The organism is Mycobacterium sp. pV006, from assembly GCF_041287115.1.
GTDB lineage: Bacteria > Actinomycetota > Actinomycetes > Mycobacteriales > Mycobacteriaceae > Mycobacterium.
Genome location: NZ_JBGGKT010000020.1, coordinates 23821 through 46836, shown reverse-complemented (window position 1 = coordinate 46836; position 23016 = coordinate 23821). Strand labels below are relative to the sequence as shown.

20 protein-coding genes are annotated in these 23016 nt (G+C 67.1%); 12 read left to right on the top strand and 8 right to left on the bottom strand.

Translation table 11 applies throughout. The annotated features are described in order from the left end of the window. Positions 1-28: 28 nt before the first annotated feature. From ACAG25_RS22435 to ACAG25_RS22415, 5 genes are read left to right on the top strand one after another with little or no spacing between them, the layout of a single operon-like run. Positions 29-1687, top strand: coding sequence for a flavin-containing monooxygenase (locus ACAG25_RS22435; protein ID WP_370490680.1), 1659 nt, complete (start codon positions 29-31; stop codon positions 1685-1687). Then, the gene (locus tag ACAG25_RS22430; RefSeq protein WP_370490679.1) at positions 1684-2796 is read left to right on the top strand and encodes an alpha/beta fold hydrolase; all 1113 of its coding nucleotides are present in this window, start codon (positions 1684-1686) and stop codon (positions 2794-2796) included. Before ACAG25_RS22435 ends, ACAG25_RS22430 begins: the two co-directional genes overlap by 4 nt. Then, positions 2793-3875, top strand: coding sequence for a phosphotransferase (locus ACAG25_RS22425; RefSeq protein ID WP_370490678.1), 1083 nt, complete (start codon positions 2793-2795; stop codon positions 3873-3875). Before ACAG25_RS22430 ends, ACAG25_RS22425 begins: the two co-directional genes overlap by 4 nt. Then, positions 3872-4246, top strand: coding sequence for a nuclear transport factor 2 family protein (locus ACAG25_RS22420; RefSeq protein WP_370490677.1), 375 nt, complete (start codon positions 3872-3874; stop codon positions 4244-4246). The genes ACAG25_RS22425 and ACAG25_RS22420 overlap by 4 nt, the downstream gene beginning before the upstream one ends. Continuing rightward, on the top strand, positions 4243-5286 hold the full coding sequence (locus tag ACAG25_RS22415) for a TIGR03857 family LLM class F420-dependent oxidoreductase (protein ID WP_370490676.1): 1044 nt from the start codon (positions 4243-4245) through the stop codon (positions 5284-5286). Before ACAG25_RS22420 ends, ACAG25_RS22415 begins: the two co-directional genes overlap by 4 nt. A 15-nt stretch (positions 5287-5301) precedes the next feature. Here the strand turns inward: ACAG25_RS22415 and ACAG25_RS22410 are convergent, their stop codons facing one another. Beyond that, a complete protein-coding gene (locus ACAG25_RS22410; RefSeq protein ID WP_370490675.1) occupies positions 5302-6798 on the bottom strand; it encodes an acyl-CoA carboxylase subunit beta in 1497 nt (498 codons plus the stop codon). A 69-nt stretch (positions 6799-6867) separates the two neighbouring features. Here ACAG25_RS22410 and ACAG25_RS22405 point away from each other — a divergent pair, with 69 nt between their 5' ends. Then, positions 6868-7899: an LLM class F420-dependent oxidoreductase gene (locus tag ACAG25_RS22405; RefSeq protein WP_370490674.1), complete on the top strand. Its 1032-nt coding sequence runs from the start codon at positions 6868-6870 to the stop codon at positions 7897-7899. Positions 7900-7913: 14 nt separating this feature from the next. After that, on the top strand, positions 7914-9152 hold the full coding sequence (locus ACAG25_RS22400; protein ID WP_370490673.1) for a cytochrome P450: 1239 nt from the start codon (positions 7914-7916) through the stop codon (positions 9150-9152). A gap of 106 nt (positions 9153-9258) precedes the next feature. On the opposite strand, the gene ACAG25_RS22395 is transcribed toward ACAG25_RS22400, so the two are convergent. The 5 genes from ACAG25_RS22395 to ACAG25_RS22375 all read right to left on the bottom strand — a co-directional run bounded on the left by ACAG25_RS22395 (position 9259) and on the right by ACAG25_RS22375 (position 16307). Continuing rightward, positions 9259-10557 carry an amidohydrolase family protein gene (locus tag ACAG25_RS22395; protein ID WP_370490672.1) on the bottom strand — a complete coding sequence of 433 codons (1299 nt, stop codon included), beginning with the start codon at positions 10555-10557 and terminating at the stop codon, positions 9259-9261. Between the two features lie 54 nt (positions 10558-10611). Continuing rightward, entirely contained in the window at positions 10612-10749 is a 138-nt protein-coding gene (locus ACAG25_RS22390; RefSeq protein ID WP_370490700.1) for a YbdD/YjiX family protein, read from the bottom strand. Between the two features lie 20 nt (positions 10750-10769). Further along, positions 10770-13067 (bottom strand): carbon starvation CstA family protein, encoded by a 2298-nt coding sequence (locus tag ACAG25_RS22385; RefSeq protein ID WP_370490671.1) that lies wholly within the window; start codon positions 13065-13067, stop codon positions 10770-10772. A 97-nt stretch (positions 13068-13164) separates the two neighbouring features. Next, on the bottom strand, positions 13165-14694 hold the full coding sequence (locus ACAG25_RS22380) for an ATP-dependent DNA ligase (protein ID WP_370490670.1): 1530 nt from the start codon (positions 14692-14694) through the stop codon (positions 13165-13167). A gap of 110 nt (positions 14695-14804) precedes the next feature. Continuing rightward, a complete protein-coding gene (locus ACAG25_RS22375; RefSeq protein WP_370490669.1) occupies positions 14805-16307 on the bottom strand; it encodes a molybdopterin-dependent oxidoreductase in 1503 nt (500 codons plus the stop codon). A 101-nt stretch (positions 16308-16408) separates the two neighbouring features. On the opposite strand from ACAG25_RS22375, the gene ACAG25_RS22370 reads away from it, so the two are divergent. Then, on the top strand, positions 16409-17176 hold the full coding sequence (locus ACAG25_RS22370) for an SDR family NAD(P)-dependent oxidoreductase (protein WP_370490668.1): 768 nt from the start codon (positions 16409-16411) through the stop codon (positions 17174-17176). A gap of 106 nt (positions 17177-17282) precedes the next feature. Then, on the top strand, positions 17283-18335 hold the full coding sequence (locus tag ACAG25_RS22365; RefSeq protein ID WP_370490667.1) for a phosphotransferase family protein: 1053 nt from the start codon (positions 17283-17285) through the stop codon (positions 18333-18335). 6 nt (positions 18336-18341) lie between these two features. Here the strand turns inward: ACAG25_RS22365 and ACAG25_RS22360 are convergent, their stop codons facing one another. After that, a complete protein-coding gene (locus ACAG25_RS22360; RefSeq protein ID WP_370490666.1) occupies positions 18342-19100 on the bottom strand; it encodes a sulfite exporter TauE/SafE family protein in 759 nt (252 codons plus the stop codon). Between the two features lie 206 nt (positions 19101-19306). On the opposite strand from ACAG25_RS22360, the gene ACAG25_RS22355 reads away from it, so the two are divergent. Next, positions 19307-19789 (top strand): homocitrate synthase, encoded by a 483-nt coding sequence (locus ACAG25_RS22355; protein WP_370490665.1) that lies wholly within the window; start codon positions 19307-19309, stop codon positions 19787-19789. A 53-nt stretch (positions 19790-19842) separates the two neighbouring features. On the opposite strand, the gene ACAG25_RS22350 is transcribed toward ACAG25_RS22355, so the two are convergent. Then, positions 19843-21324: a cytochrome P450 gene (locus tag ACAG25_RS22350; RefSeq protein WP_370490664.1), complete on the bottom strand. Its 1482-nt coding sequence runs from the start codon at positions 21322-21324 to the stop codon at positions 19843-19845. 118 nt (positions 21325-21442) lie between these two features. On the opposite strand from ACAG25_RS22350, the gene ACAG25_RS22345 reads away from it, so the two are divergent. Next, positions 21443-22078 (top strand): TetR/AcrR family transcriptional regulator, encoded by a 636-nt coding sequence (locus ACAG25_RS22345; RefSeq protein ID WP_370490663.1) that lies wholly within the window; start codon positions 21443-21445, stop codon positions 22076-22078. A gap of 46 nt (positions 22079-22124) precedes the next feature. Continuing rightward, positions 22125-23012, top strand: coding sequence for an SDR family oxidoreductase (locus ACAG25_RS22340; protein ID WP_370490662.1), 888 nt, complete (start codon positions 22125-22127; stop codon positions 23010-23012). The last annotated feature ends 4 nt before the right edge of the window (positions 23013-23016 follow it).

The window sequence follows — 23016 nt, the reverse complement described above, 5'->3', positions numbered from 1 at the left end:
GGTGCCAGCCACGAACCGATGAGGAAGCGTGACAGTGTCGTCGACCAGCGCCGAAGCCGCCGATTCCCACCTGTTGACCGGTTCGTTCGACGCCGTCGTCGTCGGCGCCGGATTCTCCGGGCTGTACGCGTTGCACCGCCTCCGGGAACTGGGCGTCACGGTTCGGGTGCTGGAGAAGGCCGACGACGTCGGCGGCACCTGGCTGGTCAACCGCTACCCGGGTGCGCGCTGTGACATCGAGAGCATCGAGTACTCCTACTCGTTCTCCGAGGAGATCCAGCAGGAGTGGGTCTGGACCGAGACCATGCCGGCGCAACCGGAGATCGAGGCCTATCTGAACTTCGTCGCCGACCGATTGGACTTGCGGCGCGACATCACGTTCGGGGCCGAGGTGGTGTCCATGACGTTCGACGAGAGCGCGGCGACCTGGATGCTTCGGCTCGCCTCGGGCGAGACGGTCGGCGCCCGCTTCGTGGTCGCGGCGACGGGCATCCTGTCGACACCTCTGGAACCGTCGCTGCCCGGTATGGACTCGTTCACGGGTACGTCGCTGCACAGCAGCCGGTGGCCGCGCGAGGGTGTCGACCTGTCCGGCCGGCGGGTCGGAGTCATCGGGACCGGATCCACCGGCGTGCAACTGATCCCGGTGGTCGCACGAGAAGCCGGCACGCTGACCGTCTTTCAGCGCTCACCGGCCTACACGCTGCCCTGGGAGGTCAGGGCCTTCGAGCCCGGGGAACTCGACGAGCTCAAGGCACGGTATCTGCAGATCCGAGCCGCCCAGCGCGAGCACCCGGTGGGAGCGGCGCGACTGAGCGCGTTCTCGGTGATGCTGGAGATGCTGACCAAGCCGCCCTTGAAGACGGCCTCGCCGGAAGAGCAGCGGCGCGCAGTCGAGGAGGGCGGCATCATGGGCGCCCTGAACTGGGGCGATGTGTTCTTCGACATCGAGGCCAACCAGATGGCTGCGCGGCTCTACGGCCAGGCGGTGGCCCAAATCGTCAAGGATCCCGCGACCGCGCAGGCGCTGACACCGAGCCATCCGTTCGGGTGCAAGCGCCCGATCATCGACCAGGGTTACTACGAGACGTTCAACCGGGACAACGTGACACTGGTCGACCTGCGCGCGAATCCCATCGTCGCGGTGCGACCGGACGGCATCGAGACCGCAGCAGGGCTGCACGAACTCGACGTCATCATCTACGCGACCGGATTCGACGCCATGACTGGGGCGCTGAGCAGCATCGACGTCCGCGGCCGCGACGGCTTGTCGCTGCGCGACTTCTGGGCCCAGGAGGGCCCGCTGAGTTATCTGGGCCTGGCGGTGGCGGGCTTTCCGAACCTGTTCATCGTCCAGGGACCCGGGAGTCCCTCGGCGGCAACCAATTTCGTCGCAGCACTGGAGCAGCACATCGAGTGGATCGGTGACTGTGTGGCCTACCTGCGCGACCAGGGCTACCAGACCATCGAGGCGCAGCCCGACGCACAACGCGAGTGGATCGAGCACGCCACGTCTCTGGTCGAGCCGACGGTGCTGGTGCACCCGTCGTGCAGCTCCTGGTACAACGGCGGCAACGTCGAGGGCAAGAAGCGGATGTACATGGGTTACACCGCCGGCATCCCCGAGTACCGGCGACGCTGCGACGAGATCGCCAAGGCCGGCTACACCGGATTCACCCTCGCGTGAACCCCGCCGAGCGAGCTTGGCGAGCCGTGAGCGACGTGGCCGGTGTGCTCCCTCGGGCACATTCGGCGCTGACCGGTTCCGGTGATTGGAACGCGCTGTCGCTCGACGGTGCCCGCCAGTTCGGCGAAGTGCTGCTCGACGAACTGGCGTTGACGGGCCTGACCCTGACCGCACCGCCGCCGCGCCTGGAACGCAGCGTTGCATCGTGTGCCGAGATCGGCGCCGAGCTCGCCCCAAACCTCGCAGAAGCCCATAGCGAACCGGAACCGTTGCGCGTCAGGTCCGTTCAACGGCGCCGGTTCGCCGGGCACAGCTACGAGCAGGTCACGTTCGACCACGATCCCCAGTTGCCGGAGGCGCTGTCCCGTGAGGGCTTCGGCGGGCCGGCGACGGCCGTGGTGCATCTGTGCCGCGACGACGACACCCGACGACCCTGGCTGGTGTGGGTGCACGGCGCGGGCCAGGGCCGGCCGATCGATCTGCTGTTCTCGCGCGCTCGACGCATCCAGGACCGGCTGGGGTTCAACATCGCTCTGCCCGTGCAGCCCGGGTGCGGCGTGCGGCAGACCCGGTGGCCCCGCTATCCGAGCATGGATCCGGTGGAGAACGTCGCCGGCATGATGCGCGCGGTATCCGAGGTGCGTGCGGTGGTGCGCTGGCTGCGGCCGCAGGCCGACGCGATCGTGGTGTCCGGAGTGTCGATGGGAAGTCCGGTGGCAGGGTTGGTATCCCACCTCGAGCCGGTCGACGCGGTCGCGGTCTACACGCCGATCGCGGGACTCAACGCGATGATCGCCGCGCACCTGGGACGGTGGGGTCCGTCGGTGCGCGACACGATCGCGCTACTGCAGTCCGGTGCGGCGGCCGACATCATGTCCGTCGTCGACTACCACTCGGTGAGCCCGACCGCTGCGCCGGACCGCCGGTTGATCGTCGGGGCCTGGTACGACCAGATGGCACGAAGGGAGACAGCGTTGGCGCTGCACGAACGATGGGGCGGGCGGATTCACTGGCACCGGGGGAGCCACGTCGGGCACCTGTTCGCTCCGGGTGTGCAGAACGCATCCGAGGACTTCCTGCGCTCGACCATCCCGGCGGGTGCGCGGTGACCACCGCGCACACCGACGTGCCGGCCGGAATCGAGGCGGTCACTGCCGATTGGCTGACCGCGGTCCTGCGCGCCGACAGCGATCTGTCGAATGACCTGCAGGTCAGCGACCTTCATGTGGAACGCATCGCCGAGGACACGGGGTTCTCGTCACTGCTCTACCGATTGACGCTCACCGGAACCCCCGGACTGCCGCGGACGCTCATCGCGAAACTGCCCGCCGGCTCCGAAGCCCGTGGCGCGATGGACCTGCTGGGTGGATACCGACGGGAGGTCGCCTTCTACCGCGAGGTCGCGAACCGCGCACCGATCGACACCCCGACCGTCTACAGCGCCCGCATGGCCGACGATTCAGCAGACTTCGTGCTGCTGCTCGAAGATCTGCAGCGATGGGAGAACGCCGATCAGCTGGCCGGATTGTCCCTGGATCGGGCACGGTCGGCCATCACGCAATTGGCCGGTTTGCATGCGTGGTCGGTCCAACCCGCCAATTCGGATGCGGTGCAACACTTCCCGAGCCTGGACTCATCGGTGGTGCGTGATCTGCTGCTCCCGGCCTTCGGGCCCGGGTGGGCGATGTACCGAGACCGAACCGATGCGCCGGTGCCCCGCCATGTCGCACGGTTCGCCGACCGGTTCGTCGAGCACGCCGGTGAGGCGCTGTCGGTGCTGGCCGAGCACTCGATGCTGCTGCACGGTGACATCCGCGCCGACAACATGTTTTTCGACGGCGGTCGGCTCCGGATCGTCGATTTCCAGATGGCCTCGACAGGATGCGGTATGGCCGATATCGCCTACCTGGTGAGCCAGGGTCTGCCCATCCTCACGCGCCGCGGCCATGACGAAGCTCTGGTGTGTGAGTACCTGGACGCGTTGGCGGGCCACGGTGTCGCAGGTTACTCGTTCGACGACGCGTGGCGCCGCTACCGCTACGGCATCGTCTACTCGATGGTGCTGCCCGTGATCATCCTGAACGGCTGGGACGCGTTACCCCCGCGCTCGCGAACCCTGTGTGTGGAGCTGACCGACCGCGCCGTCGCTGCCATCGAGGACACCGGTGCCCTGGAGGTCTTCGCATGAGCCGGTCGGCGCGCGAGGTCGTCGAGCTGTACAACCTGGTGGTGTGGAACGAGCGGAACTTCGACCTGGCCGACGAGCTGATGGGCGATACGGTGGTCCGCCACGACGTGGGGGAGGCGACGACCCTGACCCACGAGCAGGCTGTCGCACGCATCGTCGATCACTGGGCCATGTTCGACACCATCCGCTTCGACCTCAAGCTGGTGGTGGCCGGCGACGACGGTGAGCACGTCGTCATCGTCTACGAGTCCCCGATGACACTCAAAGACGGCACCTCGATGACGATCAGCAGTATGGAAGTCTTCCGGGTGATTGATGGCAGGATCACCGAGGTCTGGAATTGCGGCTACAAGCAAGGAGTTTGGGCGTGACGGAGAAGGTGCTCGACGAACTGGGTTTCTACCTGCTGGCCGGCGCCGGCGGAGAGGGTCCCGCCACGCTGATGGACGAGGCTCGCCTTGGCGAGGAACTCGGCTTCGGGACGGGTTTCATCTCCGAGCGGTGGAACGTCAAGGAGGCGTCGTCGCTGACCGGCGCAGCGCTGGCGGTGACCAGTCGCATGCAGATCGCGACGGCGGCCACCAACCACAACACGCGTCATCCGCTCATCACGGGGTCCTGGGCGACGACGATGCACCGGCTCTCGGGTGGGCGGTTCACCCTCGGGATCGGACGGGGCATCGGCGCGATCTACAACGCCTTCGGCATCCCCTCGGTGACCACCGCGCAGATGGAGGACTTCGCGCAGGTCATGCGCAAGCTCTGGCACGGGGAGCTGATCTTCAACCACGACGGTCCGCTCGGTAAGTACCAGGTGCTGTTCCTCGACCCGGATTTCCGCGAGGACATCCGCTTGGCGATCGTCGCGTTCGGTCCCCAGACGCTGGCGCTGGGCGGCCGGGAATTCGACGACGTCATCCTGCACACCTACTTCACGCCCGAGACGTTGCAGCGTGCGGTCAAGACCGTCAAGGACGCCGCCGAACAGGCCGGCCGGGATCCGGCCAGTGTGCGGGTGTGGTCGTGTTTCGCCACCGTTGGTGACCATCTTCCCGAGGAGCTGCGGCTGAAGAAGACGGTGGCCCGGCTGGCCACCTACCTGCAGGGCTACGGCGACCTGCTGGTCAACACTAATGGTTGGGATCCTGCTGTGTTGCAACGGTTCCGGGAGGACTCGGTCGTGCAGTCCATCGGTGGGGGAATCGACCACAAGGCCACCGCCGAACAGATCGAGCACATCGCCACGCTGATCCCCGACGAATGGCTCGAGCCTTCGGCCACCGGCTCACCGCAGCAGTGCGCCGACCGGGTGCGCAAAGAGTTCGACTACGGCGCCGATGCGGTGATCATGCACGGCGCCACCCCCGACGAACTAGAGCCGATCGTCGCCGCCTACCGCGCCGGTACCTAGCGATTTCGCCCAGGGTCAGGGCGTGATCCCCGTGCGGGTCACCGGCTGTGGGGCGGCCTGACGACTGTAGAGCGCACGCTCGAGCGCGTCGATGAGCACATCGCGCGTCTCCTCGGGATGGATCAGGTCGTCGAAGCCGAGGTGTCCGGCCGAACGGAACGACGCGTCGACCTCGGCCTGGCGCAGCCTGGCCTCGATGTCCTCGGTGGCGTGCGAGGCCTTGCTCAGCGCCGCCGCGCTCATCGCGCCCATCGTGGCGCCGGGATAGGCGAAGGTCGCGCTCTGGCCGTCGAAGCCCAGCAGCGACATCACCATCGATCCGAAGCCGTACGCCTTGCGCAGTGTCACATGCAGTTTCACTGTGGTGGCCGCGGTCTGCGCGGCGAACATCCGGGCACCGCTGCGCAGCACGCCGGTGCGTTCCGAGCGGCTGCCGGGCAGCATGCCCGGGTTGTCGGCGAGGAACACGATCGGCAGGTGGAACGCGTCGGCGACCGAGATGAAGTGCGCGGCCTTGTCGGCGGCGTCGGCGTCGATCGATCCGGCGAGCACCTTGGGCTGATTGGCCACCACCGCCACGGGATGGCCGCCCAGATGGGCCAGCGCGGTGATCATCGCCGGCCCGAACTTGGGCTGCACCTCGAACCAGTCCGTGTGGTCGAAGAGGACGTCGAGCACCGCGCGCATGTCGTAGACCCGGCGGTTGCCGCGGGGGACGATGTCGAGCAGTTCCGGCGTGGCGCGACGGGCGGTCGCCTCGTCGGCCGGAAGTGATGGCGGATACGACCACGCGCTGGACGGGAAGTACGACAGGTAGCGGCGGATGTCGTCGAGCACCGCGGCATCGTCCTGCCCGAAGTTGTGGATCACCCCGCTGGCCAGGGCCACCGACGGGCCCCCCAGGTCCTCTTTGGAGATCTCCTCGCCCGTCGATTCCTTGACCACCGGAGGACCGGCGGTGAAGATCGCGCCCTGGGCCGTCATGATCGTCCAGTCGCACACCGGTGCGACCAGCGCTCCGTGCCCGGCCGACGGCCCGAACAGCCCGCCGATCGTGGGCACCTTGCCCGAGCACTGCGCCTGGGCCAGCAGATCGGTGGGGGTGCGGCCGTAGTGCTCCCCACTGGGCCGAAAACCGGCGCCCTCCAACAACATCACCATCGGGACGCGGTCGCGCAACGCGAGTTCGGCCAGCCGGTAGCGCTTGGCGTTCCCGCCGGGGCCGATGCTGCCGGCCAGCGTCGTGAAGTCCTCCGCGCCGACGAGCACCGGGCGACCGTCGACCAGGCCGGAACCGGTGACGATGCCGTCGGCGGCGATGTCGCCGCCGACCAGGGTGCCGAACTCCCGGAACGAGCCCTTGTCCAACAGGTGGTCGATACGTGCCCGTGCGTCGAGCTTGCCCTTGCCGTAATGCTTGGCCAGACGCTCGTCGCCGCCCATGGCGCGCGAGTGATCTCGACGCCGATTCAACTCGGCGAGCGTGTCCTGCCAATCCTCGGCACTGGCCATGCGCAGACTCCTGTTCTCCGACGTCCCGGCGTTGACCTTACTGAATTGCTTACTGTAGCGTCATCCAACATGGGTGCTGGAGGCGGCCTGAAGGTGGATGCTGCCGTCGTCAGTCAACTGTCCCAGGTTCCGACGGCCGCGAGAACACTGGAGCGGCGTGGATTCGACGGTTGCTGGACAGCCGAGATCAACCACGACCCGTTCCTGCCGCTGACGCTGGCGGCCGAACACACCCACAGCATCGAGCTCGGCACCAGCATCGCGGTGGCATTCGCCCGCACCCCGATGACGGTGGCCCAGATCGGCTGGGACTTGCAGGACTACTCGCACGGACGGTTCCTGCTGGGGCTCGGCTCGCAGATCAAGCCGCACATCGAGAAGCGCTTCGGCATGCCGTGGAGCAGGCCGGTGGACCGGATGAGCGAATTCGTCGAGGCCCTGCGCGCGATCTGGGCGTGCTGGCGTGACGGAACACCGCTGGACTTCGAGGGTGACTTCTACACCCACAAACTGATGACCCCGATGTTCGTCCCGCCAGCGCAGCCGCATGGGGATCCGAAGGTGTTCGTCGCCGCGGTGGGGGACAAGATGACCGAGATGTGCGGCGCGGTCGCCGATGGACTGATCGCGCATGCGTTCTCGACGCGGCGCTACATGCACGAGGTCACCATCCCCACGCTGACCCGGGGCATCGAACGCGCCGGCCGCTCACGCACCGACGTCGAGGTGGCCAGCCCGCTGTTCGTCGTCACCGGCAACGACGAAGAACAGGTGGCCGCCGCCGCGGTGGCCACCCGCAAGCAGATCGCGTTCTATGCCTCGACACCGGCGTACCGCAACGTGTTGGAGCTTCACGGCTGGGGCGATCTGCAGACCGAGATGCACGGACTGTCCCGCAAGGGTGACTGGGACACGATGGGCTCGCTCATCGACGACACCATCCTCGAGGAGTTCGCCGTCGTCGGCCTCGTCGACGACATCGTGGACAAGATCAGATCGCGATGTGACGGTCTGATCGACCGCGTGCTGGTGGGTTTCCCGCCGACCATCGACGAGGCGACCGTCGTCGACCTCGTCACCGATCTGCGCTGCGGCGCATGACGAAGGAGACACCGATGAGTGTTCGCATCGCCGACGAAGCGGCCAAGGTCTTCGCAGACCCGACCGCGTATGCCGACGAGGCCAGATTGCATGCCGCACTGACGCATCTGCGCGCGAACGCCCCGGTGTCATGGGTCGAGGTGCCCGGGTACAACCCGTTCTGGGCGATCACCAAGCACGCCGACATCATGGCCATCGAACGGGACAACGAGATCTTCACCAACTCACCGCGTCCGGTGTTGACGACCGCCGAGGGCGATGCCCAGCACGAGTCGATGGGCATCAGCACGTTGATCCACCTCGACGACCCGCAGCACCGCAAGGTTCGCGCGATCGGTGCCGACTGGTTCCGGCCCAAGGCGATGCGGGCGCTCAAGGAACGCGTCGACGAACTGGCCAAGACGTTCGTCGACCAGATGGCCGACCGCGGTGGCGAGTGCGATTTCGTCGCCGAGGTCGCGGTCAACTTCCCGCTGTATGTGATCATGTCGCTGCTCGGTATCCCGGAGTCGGACTTTCCTCGCATGCTGACCTATACGCAGGAACTGTTCGGCAACGACGACGCCGAGTTCCAGCGTGGCACCAGCATGGAGGAACGCGGTCTGGCGCTGTTCGACATGTTCAACTACTTCAACGAGATCACCGCAGCGCGGCGCGCGAACCCGACCGAGGATCTCGCGTCGGCCATCGCCAATGCACGGATCGACGGGGAACCGTTGTCCGACATCGACACCGTGTCGTACTACCTGATCGTCGCGACCGCAGGCCACGACACCACCAGCGCCACGATCTCCGGTGGGCTGCAGGCCCTCATCGAGAACCCGGACCAGTTGCGCCGACTGCAGCAGAATCCCGATCTGATGCCACTGGCGGTCGAGGAGATGATCCGCTGGGTGACCCCGGTCAAGGAGTTCATGCGCACCGCCCAGCGCGACGCTGAGGTCCGCGGAGTGAAAATTGCTGCGGGAGAGTCGGTTCTGCTGTCCTATCCGTCCGGCAACCGCGACGAGGACATATTCACCGACCCGTTCACGTTCGACGTGGGCCGTGATCCCAACAAGCACATCGCGTTCGGGTACGGCGTGCACTTCTGCCTGGGTGCCGCGCTGGCCCGGATGGAGATCAACAGCTTCTTCACCGAACTGTTGCCGCGGCTGTCGTCGATCGAGCTGGCGGGGCCCCCCGAGCACACCGCCACGGTGTTCGTCGGTGGGCTCAAGCACCTTCCGATCCGCTACACGATGTCGCGCTGAAGTCTTCGCGTCACCCGGCCGACCGGGTCCCGCCGAAATTGCATTCCACGTGGTGTTTTCGCGATTTGACGCGCGTGGAATGCAATTTCGGCGGGTGTGGGGGCAGCTAGTCGCTGCCCGAATTGCCGCGCGCGGCAGCCTTCAACGCATCGAAAGCGCCTGCCCCACTGCTGTGGTCGTGCTTCGACAGGGCTTGGATGGAGACGTCGTGTCCTTCGGCGGCTTTGCGCAGGGCGCCGACGGTGGCCTGGTCTTTGCCGATGTGGGTGAAGGGGTCCCAGTTGTACCAGCGCATGGCATTTTCGTAGGTCATCTTGTTGATCTCGTCGTCGGGGACGTTGTTGGCCTTGAGGACCTCGTCGAGTTGTTCGGGCGCCCCGGGCCACATCGAATCGCTGTGCGGGTAGTCGGCTTCCCAGCAGATGTTGTCCACCCCGATCTGATGACGGGTGGCCACCCCGACCGGATCAGCGATGAAACAGGTCAGGAAATGCTCCCGGAACACCTCGCTGGGCAGCTTGCCGCCGAAGTCCTGACCGGTCCAGGTCGAATGCATCTCATAGGTGCGATCCACCCGCTCCAGGAAATACGGAATCCACCCCGTCCCACCCTCACTCAACGCGATCTTCAGATCCGGGTACTCCTTGATCGGCCGCGACCACAACAGATCCGCCGCAGCCTGGACGATGTTCATCGGCTGCAACGTGATCATCACATCCATCGGCGCATCCGGCGCGGTGATGGCCAACCGCCCCGAGGAACCGATATGCACATTGAGCACCGTGTCGGTATCAACCAGTGCATCCCACATCGGCTTCCAATGATCGAAATCATGAAAGGACGGGTAACCCATCGCCGCCGGGTTCTCGGTGAACGTCAACGAATGCACCCCACGCGCCGCGTTACGCCGAATCTCCTTGGCGCACGCTTCGGGATCCCAGATCACCGGCAACGTCATCGGAATGAACCGCGCCGGATACGCCCCGCACCACTCCTCGACATGCCAATCGTTGTAGGCCTGCACCAACGCCAACGAGAACTCCGCATCCTCGGTGGCAAACAACCGCCCCGCAAACCCCGGGAACGACGGAAAACACATCGACCCCAAAATCCCGCCGGCGTTCATGTCCTTGACCCGCTCATCGACCTGCCAACACCCCGGCCGAATCTCATCAAGACCCTGAGGCTCCAGGCCGTACTCCTCCTTCGGACGACCCGCCACCGCATTGAGCGCCACATTCGGAATCACCACATCCCGGAACTGCCACGTATCGCTGCCGTCCGGGTTATGCACCAACCGCGGCGCCTCATCCAAATACTTCTTCGGCAGATGATTCTTGAACATATCCGGCGGCTCAACGATGTGATCATCCACGCTGATCAAAATCATGTCGTCTTTATGCATGGCACGGCCCGTTCTGTAGTTGCTTACCGTTGGGTCAACAGTTTAGTCGGAGGGTCAACAGCAGCGCGCTGACGGATTCGCGTCGGCCTCGGCGTGCCGGTGCCGCCAGTACGCGCTCTCCGTCATCACCGGCTCACCGGGATGCACCCGTCGATGGTGCTCGACGTAACGCTGATAATGGTTGTCGCCCATCAGCGACTTGCAATACCAGCTCACCGCTCGGAGGGCGCGGAGTGCGCCGGGGTAGACCGTTTCGGCAAGGCGTCCCACTGCTTCTGCACCTCCTTCTCCGGTGTGGTCATGAGCATCCCGGCCGGCGCGAAGATCCGCGACGGGATCGGTTTCTCCTCGGCCAGCGGCGGGGCCTGTCCCCGGATCGCGCGGAGTGCCACCAGCACCCCGGCGGCGAACACGATGAGCACCAGCACGGCGAACACGATCGACAACGTCCCCTGAATGAAGGTGTTGCGGATGACGGCGTCGAGTTCCCCGGCGTCCTTGGCGGCACCGAACGTGGTGGCGCCGCCGTCGCGGGCGTTGCGGTACTGGAAGTGTTGCGTCCAGTAGCCGACCTTCGGGTCGCCGGAGAAGATCTTCTGCCACGACGCCGTCATCGTCACCGTGAGGTCCCACAGCAGCGGAATCCCGGGAATCCACGCCCATTTCAGCAATCCGCGCTTGATGATCACGACGGTGACGACGGTCAGCGCGATGGCCGCGAGCAGCTGGTTGGCGATACCGAACAGCGGGAAGAGCGTGTTGATGCCACCGAGCGGATCGGTCACGCCCATCAGGAGAATGCTGCCCCACGCCGCGACCACCACGATGCTGCAGGTCCATGCGCCGATCCGCCAGCTCGGGTCACGCAGCTTCTTCAGCGGCCCACCGAGATTGCCCAGGCCGTCCGAGAGCATGAACCGCGCGACGCGGGTGCCGGCGTCGACCGTGGTCAGGATGAACAGCGCCTCGAACATGATCGCGAAGTGGTACCAGAACGCCTTGAGCGTCTCCCCGCCGAACACCTGATGCAGCACCTCGGACATGCCGAACGCCAAGGTGGGCGCACCGCCGGTGCGCGAGATGATCGACTCCTCGCCGACGCTGCGGGCCGCTTCGTCGATCTCCTCGGGACTGATGGCCGCCCCGGACAAGCCGAGGCCGTTGACGTAGTCCGCGGCCGTCTGGGCGGTGGCGCCCGTGGCTGCCGACGGCGCGTTCATCACGAAGTAGAGATGCTGGTTGAGGATCGCCGCGGTGATCAGAGCCATGATGGCGACGAAGGATTCGGTGAGCATGCCGCCGTACCCGATCAGCCGCATCTGGCTTTCTTTTTCCAGCAGTTTCGGGGTGGTGCCCGAGGAGATCAGCGCGTGGAAACCCGACAACGCGCCGCAGGCGATGGTGATGAACAGGAACGGGAACAGCGAGCCGGCGAACACCGGACCGGTGCCGCTGGCCGCGAACTGCGAGATCGCCGGGGCCTCCATGACCGGACGCGCGATCAGGATCCCGACGGCCAGCAGGGCGATGGTGCCGACCTTCATGAACGTCGAGAGGTAGTCGCGCGGCGCGAGCAGGAACCACACCGGCAGGATCGACGCGGCCAGCCCGTAGATGATCAGGCACCACGACAGCGTGACCTTCGACAGGGTGAACCATTCGGTGCCCCAGTCGGTCTCGGCGACCCAGCCGCCGGAGGCGACGGCCAGGAGCAGCAGCACCATCCCGATCAGCGAGACCTCCGACACCCGGCCGGGGCGCAGGAAACGCAGATACAGACCCATGAAGATCGCGATGGGGATCGTCATCGCGATCGAGAAGACACCCCAGGGGCTTTCGGCCAGCGCGTTGACCACCACCAGCGCCAGCACCGCGAGCAGGATCACCATGATCACCAGCACCCCGACGATCGCGGCCACACCACCGACGGCGCCCAACTCGTCGCGCGCCATCTGTCCCAGCGACCGCCCACGTCGCCGCACCGAGATCGACAGCACCAGGTAGTCCTGCACGCAGCCGGCCACCACCGCGCCGATGATGATCCAGATGGTGCCCGGCAGATAACCCATCTGCATCGCCAACACCGGCCCCACCAGTGGTCCGGCACCGGCGATCGCGGCGAAGTGGTGCCCGTAGAGCACCCGCCGGTCGGTCGGCATGTAGTCGGTGCCGTTCTCGAAAACCTCAGCCGGAGTGGCAAGGTCGTCGCGGGGACGGACCACCTTCATCTCGATCAGGCGGGCATAGAAACGGAACCCGATCACGTAGGTGCACACCGCGGCGATGACGAACCAGACGGCGTTGACCGTCTCTCCGCGGAAGAACGCGATCACCGCCCAGGCGACGGCGCCCAGCAGCGCGACGGCCGCGAAGATCAGCCGGTGCTTCGTGGTGATGGGGGAGCGGTCGATGATCGCCACCGGCGGCAGATCCTTGTCCGTGCGGACATAGGTGATGTCTCCGTGTCGCTCCTCGATCCGGTCGGGTGATTCTGCGGTCGGAGTGGCCACGTTCCTCCTCGTCGGCTCGACAGCGTGGATGCCCGGTCCCTACCTTGTCCGATCCTTGCACCGGCCCAGGTGCGGCGGGGCCGAAATCCAGTTTCGGTCAGTGCCGGTCGTAGAGGGCGCGCACGGTGTCGATGGTGTCGGCCTCGGCGGCGGACTTGTCCTCGCGGTACCGCAGGACACGCGCGAACCGCAAGGCCATCCCGCCGGGGTAGCGCGAGGAGGTCTGGAGACCGTCGAAGGCGATTTCGACGACCTGTTCGGGACGTACGGGCACGACGTAACCGTCGGTCGGCCCGGTGGCGAGTTCGAGGAACCGCTGCGTCTGCCAGGCCAGCATGTCGTCGGTCATGCCCTTGAACGTCTTGCCCAGCATCACGAAACCGCCGGTCTGCGGATCGCGGGCGCCGAGGTGGATGTTCGACAACTTGCCGGATCGCCGGCCCGATCCCCACTCGACGGCCAGCACCACCAGGTCCAGGGTGTGCACCGGTTTGACTTTCAGCCAGGCCGCTCCCCGCCGGCCGGCCTCGTACGGTGCGGTCGGTGATTTGGCCATGACGCCCTCGTGCCCCGCGGCCAGGGTCGTGTCCAGGAAGTGTTGCGCCGCATCAGGATCACCGGTGACCAGGCGGTCGACGCGCTGCTGGGCGGGCACGATCGCGTCGAGTGTGGCCAGCCGCTCCCGCGCGGGCCGGTCCAAGAGGTCCACCCCGTCGGCGTGCAGCAGGTCGAAGAAGAACACCGACAGCAGCTGGGTCGCGGGCGCGTCGCCGCGTCGGCCGAAGCGTGATCCGGTCACCTGGAAACGATGCGGCCGACCGTCGTCGCGCAGCGCGATCGCCTCCGCGTCGGCGATCAGGTCGGTCACCGGCAGCGCCAGGACGGCGTCGACGACCTCCGGCAGCCGGTCGGTGACCTCGTCGAGACTGCGGGTGTAGATCGACACCTCTTTGCCGCGGCGATGGATCTGAACCCGCGCCCCGTCCAGCTTGGCCTCGAAGATCGCTGTCCCGCCGAGGCGGTCGAGCGCCTCTGCGACGTCTGCGGCCGTCTGGGCCAGCATCGGCCCCACCGGTCGGCCGACTTGCAGGGTGAACCGGCCGAGCGCGTCCTCACCGCCGGTGAGGGCGGCCGCGGCGACCGCGGGCAGCGCGCCGCCGAGCATCGCGGCGCGGCGCACCGCTGCGGCCGGAACCTCGGCGGCCGCGGCGACGGCGTCGGCCATCACCCCGAGCAACGCTCCCTGGCGCAGCTCCCCGCTGAGCAGTCGACGCAGAAACGTCTGTTCGGTGGCCGTCGCGGCGGCGAAGAGCGCGCCGAGCAACTCGGCGCGGCGGGATTGCGAACCTCTCCCGGCCACCTGACCGATCGCGCTCAGCCGGGCCTCGACGTCGGACACCGTCAGCGTCGGGTGTGCGGCGGGGTCGGGTAGGGCGCGCAGACTGGCCCAGCCCACACCGATCTGGCGTTGCGTGAGCTCGCCGGACAGCCACGAGACGATCACAGCGACCAGATCCGCTTCGCCGCGGACCTCGTTCAGCAGCGCAGCGATCCGCGTGATCTTGGCCCGCCGCGCCGACGACGCGCCGACCTCAGCCGACGCCCGGGCCACCTCGATCAACAACACGAGTCACTCTTTCCCGCCGAACTCGCATTCCACGCGCGTCAACTTCGCGTGACGCGCGTGGAATGCAATTTCGGCGAATGGGGGAAGGGGGTCATGGGGGAGGGGCGGCATCAGTGGACGGCGAACGTGATCGAGTGCCAACCGGTCGCGCCGTCGGGGATCGGCGCGGCGCGGTCGGCGGTCTGGACGTACCCGGTGTCGTCGGTGGCGCGCACGGTGATCGTGTGGAATCCGGTGTCCCGGGCCACCCACGGGAAACTCCACAACCGCCAGGTGTCGCGGGAATAGGCGTGCGCCAACTGCGCCGGTTCCCAAGGCCCGTCGTCGATCTGCACCTCGACCGCGCGCACCCCGCGGTCCTGGGCCCACGCGACTCCGCCGAATGTCACCGGCCCGAGCGCGACGTCGGCTCCGCTGCGCGGCACGTCGATCCGCGACGCCGTCTTGATCGGTCCGCGCTCCGCCCACCCCAATCGGGTCCAGTAGGCCTGGGCGCGGTCGAATCGGGTGACCTCGAGGTCGACGACCCATTTGGTGGCCGACACATATCCGTACAGTCCCGGGACCACCAGGCGCGCCGGATATCCGTGCTCGACGGGCAGGGCCTCCCGGTTCATCCCGACCGCCAGCAGTGCATCGCCGTCGAGGAGCGCCTGCACGGGAGTACCCGCCGTCCACCCGTCGATCGAGGTCGACAACACCATGTCGGCATCGGAGTGCACCCCGGCTCGGGAGAGCAGGTCGGACACCCGGTAACCCGTCCACAGGGCATTGGAGATCAATTCGCCGCCAACGGGATTGGACACACACGTCAACGTCACCGCCTTCTCGACGACCTCGAACCCGTCGAGGTCGTCGAAGCGATAGGTGATCTCGCGGTCGACCATGCCGTGCACGCGAAGCTGCCACTCGGTCGCGCTGAGCTGGGGGACGCTCAGTGCGGTGTCGATGCGATAGAAATCGGCGTTGGAGGTGACGAAGGACGGCAATGCCACCCCCTCCGGTTGCACCGACGCCGGTATCGGCGCGGCCGGCACATCGGCCGGCGGCACCGCGAAGGCCCGGCGCTCACCGGAGACCGAGGTCGTCAACCTGGCGAGCACGACGCCGAGGACCCCGCTCGCGGTCCCCGCGACCAGAAAGCCCAGCCCCAGCAGCGACGCCCGGCGGCTGCGATCGGTCACCTCGTCGCGCGCCCGGACGGTCAGGTACCGCAGCACAGCGATCCCGCACGCCGCGCCGAGCACGGTCGGAAGGACATCGACCGGACCCGACCCGCTTCGGGACAGCACCGCCGCGCCGCCGAGGGCCGCCGCGGCCGCGATGATCAGGCTGCCCACGGGACGTCGCGGGGTCTCCAGGAGGCCGGCCGCGGCGCCCAGTACGGCGATCACGATCAGCACCGACGCCGTGAGCACGGCTTTGTCGGCCGTGCCGAAGGTCTGGATCGCCCACTCTTTGACGGCGCCGGGCGTCAGGTCGATCACCGAGGAGCCCACTGCCGTGCGGGCGTCAGACCGGGGGCCGAACAAGACCGCGACCAGCTGCGCCACGCCGAGGGCGGTGGCGGCGGCGGCCACACCGCCGAGGGCCCGCGCACCCGGGGTGGTCATGGCGCCAACGTACCGCCGGAGGGAACCCGAAAGGCTTACAGATCGATGTCATCAGCTAGGTTGCTTTACGATTCGAGCACTTTTTGGAAAGGGGAACTTGCGTGGAAATCTCGGGCAAGAAAGCCATCGTCGTCGGCGGAGCGTCCGGCTTCGGCAAGGCCACCGCCGAGCTGCTGGCCCAGCGCGGCGCCGATGTCGCGGTGTTGGACCGTCCGCAGTCGAAGGGCAAGGAAGTGGCCGATGCGATCGGCGGCTCCTTCTTCGAGGTGGACGTCACCGACTTCGAAGGCACCGAGAAGGTGCTGCAGCAGGCCATCGACAAGCTCGGCGGGCTGCACATCATCGTCACCACCGCCGGTGGGGGCGCCGCCGAGCGCACGGTCAAGAAGGATGGTCCGCACAGCCTGGACACCTTCCGCAAGTGCGTCGACCTGAACCTGATCGGCACGTTCAACATCAGCCGGCTGGCCGGTTGGCAGATGAGCCAGCAGGATCTCGTCGACGACGAGCAGGAAGAGCGCGGCGTCATCATCAACACCGCCTCGATCGCCGCGTACGAAGGTCAGATCGGCCAGGTCGCCTACACCGCGTCCAAGGCCGCCATCGCCGGCATGTGCCTGACCATGGCCCGCGACATGGGCAGCCTCGGCATCCGTGCGCTGGCGATCGCGCCGAGCCTGTTCGCCACCGGTCTGACCGAGGGCATCCCGGACGAGTTCGCCAAGGCCCTGACCAAGGACGCGGCGTTCCCGAAGCGCCTGGGCAAGCCCGAGGAGTACGCCAAGCTGGTCGCGGCGATCGTCGAGAACCCGATGCTCAACGGGCAGTGCCTGCGCCTGGACGCCGGCCAGCGGTTCGCCCCGAAGTAGCAACCGTGCGGCGCGCCGACCCGCCACCCGCGGGCTCGGCGCGCCGATACCGGCTGTCGGACAGGCATTTCCGCGTCTGCTCGAGCCGACCTGACACCATGGCGACATGCCTGTCGATATGACTCTCACCGAGGCCGAGCAGGGTGCGCTGCAGGACTGGGTCCGCCGCACCGGTCTGGGTGCCACCGTCTCCGATGTCGCACCGCTGACCGGCGGCTCGCAGAACATCGTGGTCCGGTTGCTCGTCGACGGCGCTCCGATGGTGCTGCGCCGCCCGCCGGAACACCCGCGGCCCACCAGTGACAACACCATGCGCCGCGAGATCGCGGTGCTGTCCACACTCAAGGGCACCGCAGTCCCGCATCCGGAGCTGATCGCCGGTTGCGAGGATCTCGACGTGCTCGGAGTGGTCTTCTACCTGATGGAGGCCGTCGACGGGTTCAACCCCGGCACCGAGATCGACGACGCCTACATCGGCGACCCCGCGATGCGTCATCAAGTCGGGCTCTCCTACGCCGCGGGTCTCGCCCGGCTGGGGAACGTGCCCTGGGAGGGCAGCCCGCTGGCCGCCCTCAAGCGTCCGGGGTCGTTCCTGGCGCGTCAGGTGCCACAGTTCATGCGGCTGCTCGAGAGCTACCGCCACGAGCACTACGCCCCGGAGTCCTTTCCGTCGGTGCACGCGCTGGCCCAGTGGCTGGAAGACCATCGACCGCCCGACACCGAGCCGGGAATCATGCACGGCGACGCGCATCTGAACAACGTGCTGCTGCGCCGCGACGTCCCGGAACTGGCCGCATTCATCGACTGGGAGATGTGCACCGTCGGTGATCCACTGCTGGACCTGGGTTGGATGCTGATCTGCTGGCCGCAGGGACCCAATCCCATCGACGCCGGTTCCGCCCTGGCCGCGCACGGCGGACTGGCCGACCGTGCCGAGCTGCTCGACGCCTACCGCGAGGCGGGCGGTCGTGGAACCCAGCACGTCGACTGGTACGTGGCGATGGCCTGCTTCAAACTCGCGATCGTCATCGAAGGCACCTGGTCGCGGTACCTGGCCGGCCAGGCGAGCTCCGAGGCGGGGGAGCGGTTGCACAACTCGGCGCAGAACCTGGTCGAACTCGGCACCCGCGTCACCGCCGGTGACAACCCGTTCGTGTAGTCGCGATCAGCGGTAGGCGTCCCAGCCCAGCCGCGCGGCCAGCGCCAGCCCGGCCACCCCGATCGCCAGCCGCATCGGGCCCGCCGGTGCGTGCCGCACCACCACGGGACCCATCCGGGATCCCACCAGGCAACCCAGACCCAACACCAGCACGGCGTCCCAGCGAACGTCGGCGACCGCGGCGAAGATCACGGCCGCCACCGTGTTGGCCACCCCCAACACGACGTTCTTACCCGCGTTGGCCTCGGCCAGAGAGCCACGGTTGAGCCGGAGCAGGACCGCCAGCAGCAGCACCCCGGCCGCGGCGCCGAAGTAGCCGCCATAGATACAGATGGCGAAGATCAGGGTCGCGACGAGCAGCACCCTGGTGCGCCGGCGCGTGGTCACCGAGGTATCCGGGCGCGGGCGTACCGGCAGCAGGATCGCAACCGACGCCACCCCCAGCAGGAGCGGGACGAGCTTCTCGAAGCCGTCGGCCGGCGTCGACAGCAGCAGGACCGCCCCGACCACCCCACCGGCCACCGCGATCGGGACCAACCGCTGCAGCTGGGCGCGTTGACCCCGCAACTCGGGCCGGGAGCCGGCGATGGAGCCGATGCCGTTGAAGACCAGCGCCGCGGTGTTGGTGACGTTCGCGCTCACCGGCGGCAGTCCCACCAGCAGCAGCGCCGGATAGGTCGCCACCGACGCCAGGCCGGCGATGCTCCCGGTCAACCCACCCAGCACACCCGCGCCGACCAGCAGCACCGCCTCCGACCACGACATCCCCGACATTGTGCCCGCGCATGTGCGCGGCGCCGGGGGGCGGTGCGGAACACATTTGCGCGCCCCGCGTCGGCCGGACTAGCATCGCGACCGTGCCGAGACGACTCGTAGTAGCAACCCGCAGCGGGGTCTGATCCTGACCGACCCCTCGCTGTGGGTCGTCGCTACTTCGTCGGTCACCTTTTCTCGATCTGCAAGGTCGGCACATGACTTCTCAACTTGCCTCTTCTGCGGTGTCCTTCGCCGCCCACCTCGACGCCCCGATGCCGCGGGCTCTGCGCGCGCAGGCCGCCCAACGCTCCTTCACCGACTTCGTCGCTGAGTACGCGCCGTCGGCCGGTCCGGTCAAGCTCGGACAGTGGACGTGCGTCGACGAGCGTCCGGGCCGCCGGCTCGGGCCGCAGGCATGCAATTACCAGGCCACGCTCGCGGTTGGGGACCGCATCGGCACCCGTCGCGCTGCGGCCACCGGTCCGGTGGCCGCGCTGACCCAGATGCTGCACGACTGTGGTGTGGCCGTGGAGATGACGGCGTTTCACCAACTGCCCGCCGGAGCCCACACCGCAACCCTCATCCAGGGCAGTCGCGACGGCCGGACCGAATGGGCGCTGGGGTGGTCCGAGGACCCGACGACGTCGGCGTTGCGGGCCGTGATCGCCTGCGCCAACCGGTTGCTCGCACACGCGTGAGGGCCCGCCGGATCACATCCGGCAGGCCCTCAGTCGCGTCGTTCAGGCGGTCGTCACTGCAGCGGACGCAGCACGATCGGCATGCCGTCCACCGGCACCGACATCCCGCCGTGGTCGTAGAGCGGCTTGTAGTTCGGATCCACCAGCTCCAGGCGGTACTTGCGCAGCAATCGGTGCATGACGGTCTTGATCTCGAGCTGACCGAACACCATGCCGATGCACTTGTGCGCGCCGCCGCCGAACGGGGCGAACGCGTAGCGGTGCTTCTTGTGCTCGTTGCGCGGCTCGGCGAAGCGTTCCGGGTCGAACTTCTCCGGGTCGGTCCACAACTCGGGCAGCCGGTGGTTGAGTGCCGGCCAGGTCATGATGTTGGTGCCCGCCGGGATGTAGTAGCCCAGCAGTTCGGTGTCGCGCACGGCCTGCCGGAAGTTGAACGGCAGCGGCGTCATCATCCGCAGCGCCTCGTTGATCACCAGATCGTAGGTCTCGAGCTTCTCCAGAGCCTCGATGTCCAGCGGGCCGTCGCCGATGCGCGCCGACTCGTCGCGGCAGCGGTCCTGCCACTCGGGGTTGGCCGCCAAGTGGTAGGCCATGGTCGTCATGGTCGAGGTCGACGTGTCGTGCGCGGCCATCATCAGGAAGATCATGTGGCTGACGACGTCCTCGTCGGTGAAGCTGCCACCGTCCTCGTCGCGTGCGTGACACAACACGCTGAACATGTCGGTGCTCTCCGAGGCGCGCTTCTCAGCGATGCGCGCGTTGAAATAATCCTCGAGAGTCTTACGCGCCTGGATACCGCGCCACCAGGTCAGCGGCGGCACCGGCTTGCGCACGATCGCGTTGCCGGCCCGCGTGGTGGTGGTGAACGCCTCGTTGACCGTGGTGACGAGTTCGACGTCGGTGCCGGCCTTGTGGCCCATGAACACCACCGACGCGATGTCGAGGGTCAACTCCTTGACCGCCGGGTGGAACAGGAAGCGGGGATCGTTGGCCACCCAGTCGTTGGCGACGACCTTCGAGGCCACCGAGTCGATGTGCTCGACATAGCCCGCCAGTCGCGTGCGGGTGAACGCCTCCTGCATGATCCGCCGGTGATAGAGGTGGTCGTCGAAGTCGCGCAGCATCAGGCCGCCCTCGAAGAACGGACCGATGACCGGGTCCCAGGCGCGCTGCGAGAAATCCTTGTTGCGGTTGGTGAACACCGCCTGGGTGGCGTCGGGGCCCAGCGCGGCGACCGCGGGCAGCACCTGCGAGCCGGAGAAGTAGATGGGGCCGTACTTGCGGTACTGGTGGAGGATGAAGTCCGGGCCGCCGCGGAACATCTCGATCATGTGCGCGATCACCGGCAGACCCTTGTCGCCCTTGACCGCCTTCAGGCCGCTGCCCGGGGGTGGTTCGGCCAGAGTGATCTGCTTGAACTCGGTTTCGAGGAGTTTCTTCTCGAGCAGGCCCATGCCCGGGATGGTCACCGGGGTCGGCTTGAGACGTCGTTTTGCCTGGTCGATCAAGTAGTCTCTGGTGCTGATCGTCGCCATTGAACGCTCCTGTGGAGAAGTGCTTGTGGTGGATGTCACCCTGGGTCCATCCTGATAGGGACACTTGACGCCTGTCAAGTTTGAAGTGAGTCGAGTTTCGATGAAAAGGTCTCCAGTCATGACCGTTGAACCGACATCCTCCGGCGAGGACCGTCGTAGCCGCGGCGATCGGCAGCGTGACGCGATCGTCGCCGCGGTGCGTGAACTGCTCGAGGAGCATTCGTTCGCCGACCTGTCGGTCAGCGCCATCAGCGAGCGTGCCGGGGTGGCACGGTCGGGGTTCTACTTCTACTTCGAGTCCAAATACGCGGTACTCGCGGTGATCCTCGACGACGCGCGCGAAGAGCTCACCGAGTTGACCCACGATTTCGCCCCGCGCGAACCGGGGGAGACGCCGTCGGAGTTCGCCAAACGCATGGTGGGCAGCGCCGCCAAGGTCTACGCCACGAACAACCCCGTGATGCGGGCGTGTTCGGCTGCCCGCAACACCGACGCGCAGATCAGGACCATGATGGACGACTTCGCCGAAGCGGTCGTGGCCCGGATCGTCGCCCTGGTCCAGCAGGACGACGGCGCCCGACCGATCACTCCCGATCTGCCCGCCCTGATCCGCACCCTGGCCGCCACCACGATGATGACGTTGACCCACGACAGCGCCTTCATCGGAACCGACCAGGACGTGGCGCGCGCTGTGGAGATCGTCGAACGGTTGTGGCTCAACGCGTTGTGGGGTGGAAGCGACCTCCGTAGTTGACCGGTTGCGATTTCGGCGAGGCCGACCGCCGGTAAGGTCGGCGCACATGGCGCAGCGCAGCGGATCACGCAGACCCTTCCGGAACGGCTACCAGGGGAAGCGGTGCCTCGTCACCGGAGCCGCCAGCGGAATCGGTCGCGCCACGGCGCTGCAGTTGGCGGCCCAAGGTGCCGAGTTGTACCTGACCGACCGCGACGAGGAAGGCCTGTCGGCCACCGTGGCCGACGCCCGCGCACTCGGTGGCACCGTCGCCGAGTACCGTGCTCTCGACATCAGCGACTACGACGCGGTGGCGGCTTTTGCCGACGACATCCACGCAGGCCACCCGGCGATGGACCTCGTGTTGAACATCGCCGGGATCTCCGCGTGGGGCACCGTCGACCAGTTGACCCACCAGCACTGGAAATCGCTGATCGACATCAACCTGATGGGCCCCATCCACGTCATCGAGAAATTCGTGCCGCCGATGATCGAGGCGCGCCGCGGCGGCAGTCTGGTCAACGTCTCGTCCGCGGCGGGGATCGTGGCATTGCCCTGGCACTCAGCGTATTCGGCCAGCAAGTACGGACTGCGCGGACTCTCCGAGGTGTTGCGGTTCGACCTCGCACGGCACCGCATCGGGGTGTCGGTGGTGGTGCCCGGCGCGGTGAAGACCCCGCTGGTGCAGACCGTGGCGATCGTCGGAGTCGATCGTGACGACCCGCGCGTGCAGTTCTGGACGCGCCGGTTCGGTGGGCACGCGGTCTCGCCGGAAGTCGCCGCGCAGAAGATCCTGCGTGGTGTGGCACGCAACCGCTACCTGATCTACACGTCCAATGACATTCGGGCGCTCTACATGTTCAAACGCACGATGTGGTTGCCCTACAGCGCGGCGATGAAGCAGGCCAACGTGCTGTTCACCCGCGCGCTGCAACCAAAGGGTAAGTCCCGCTGAGGGG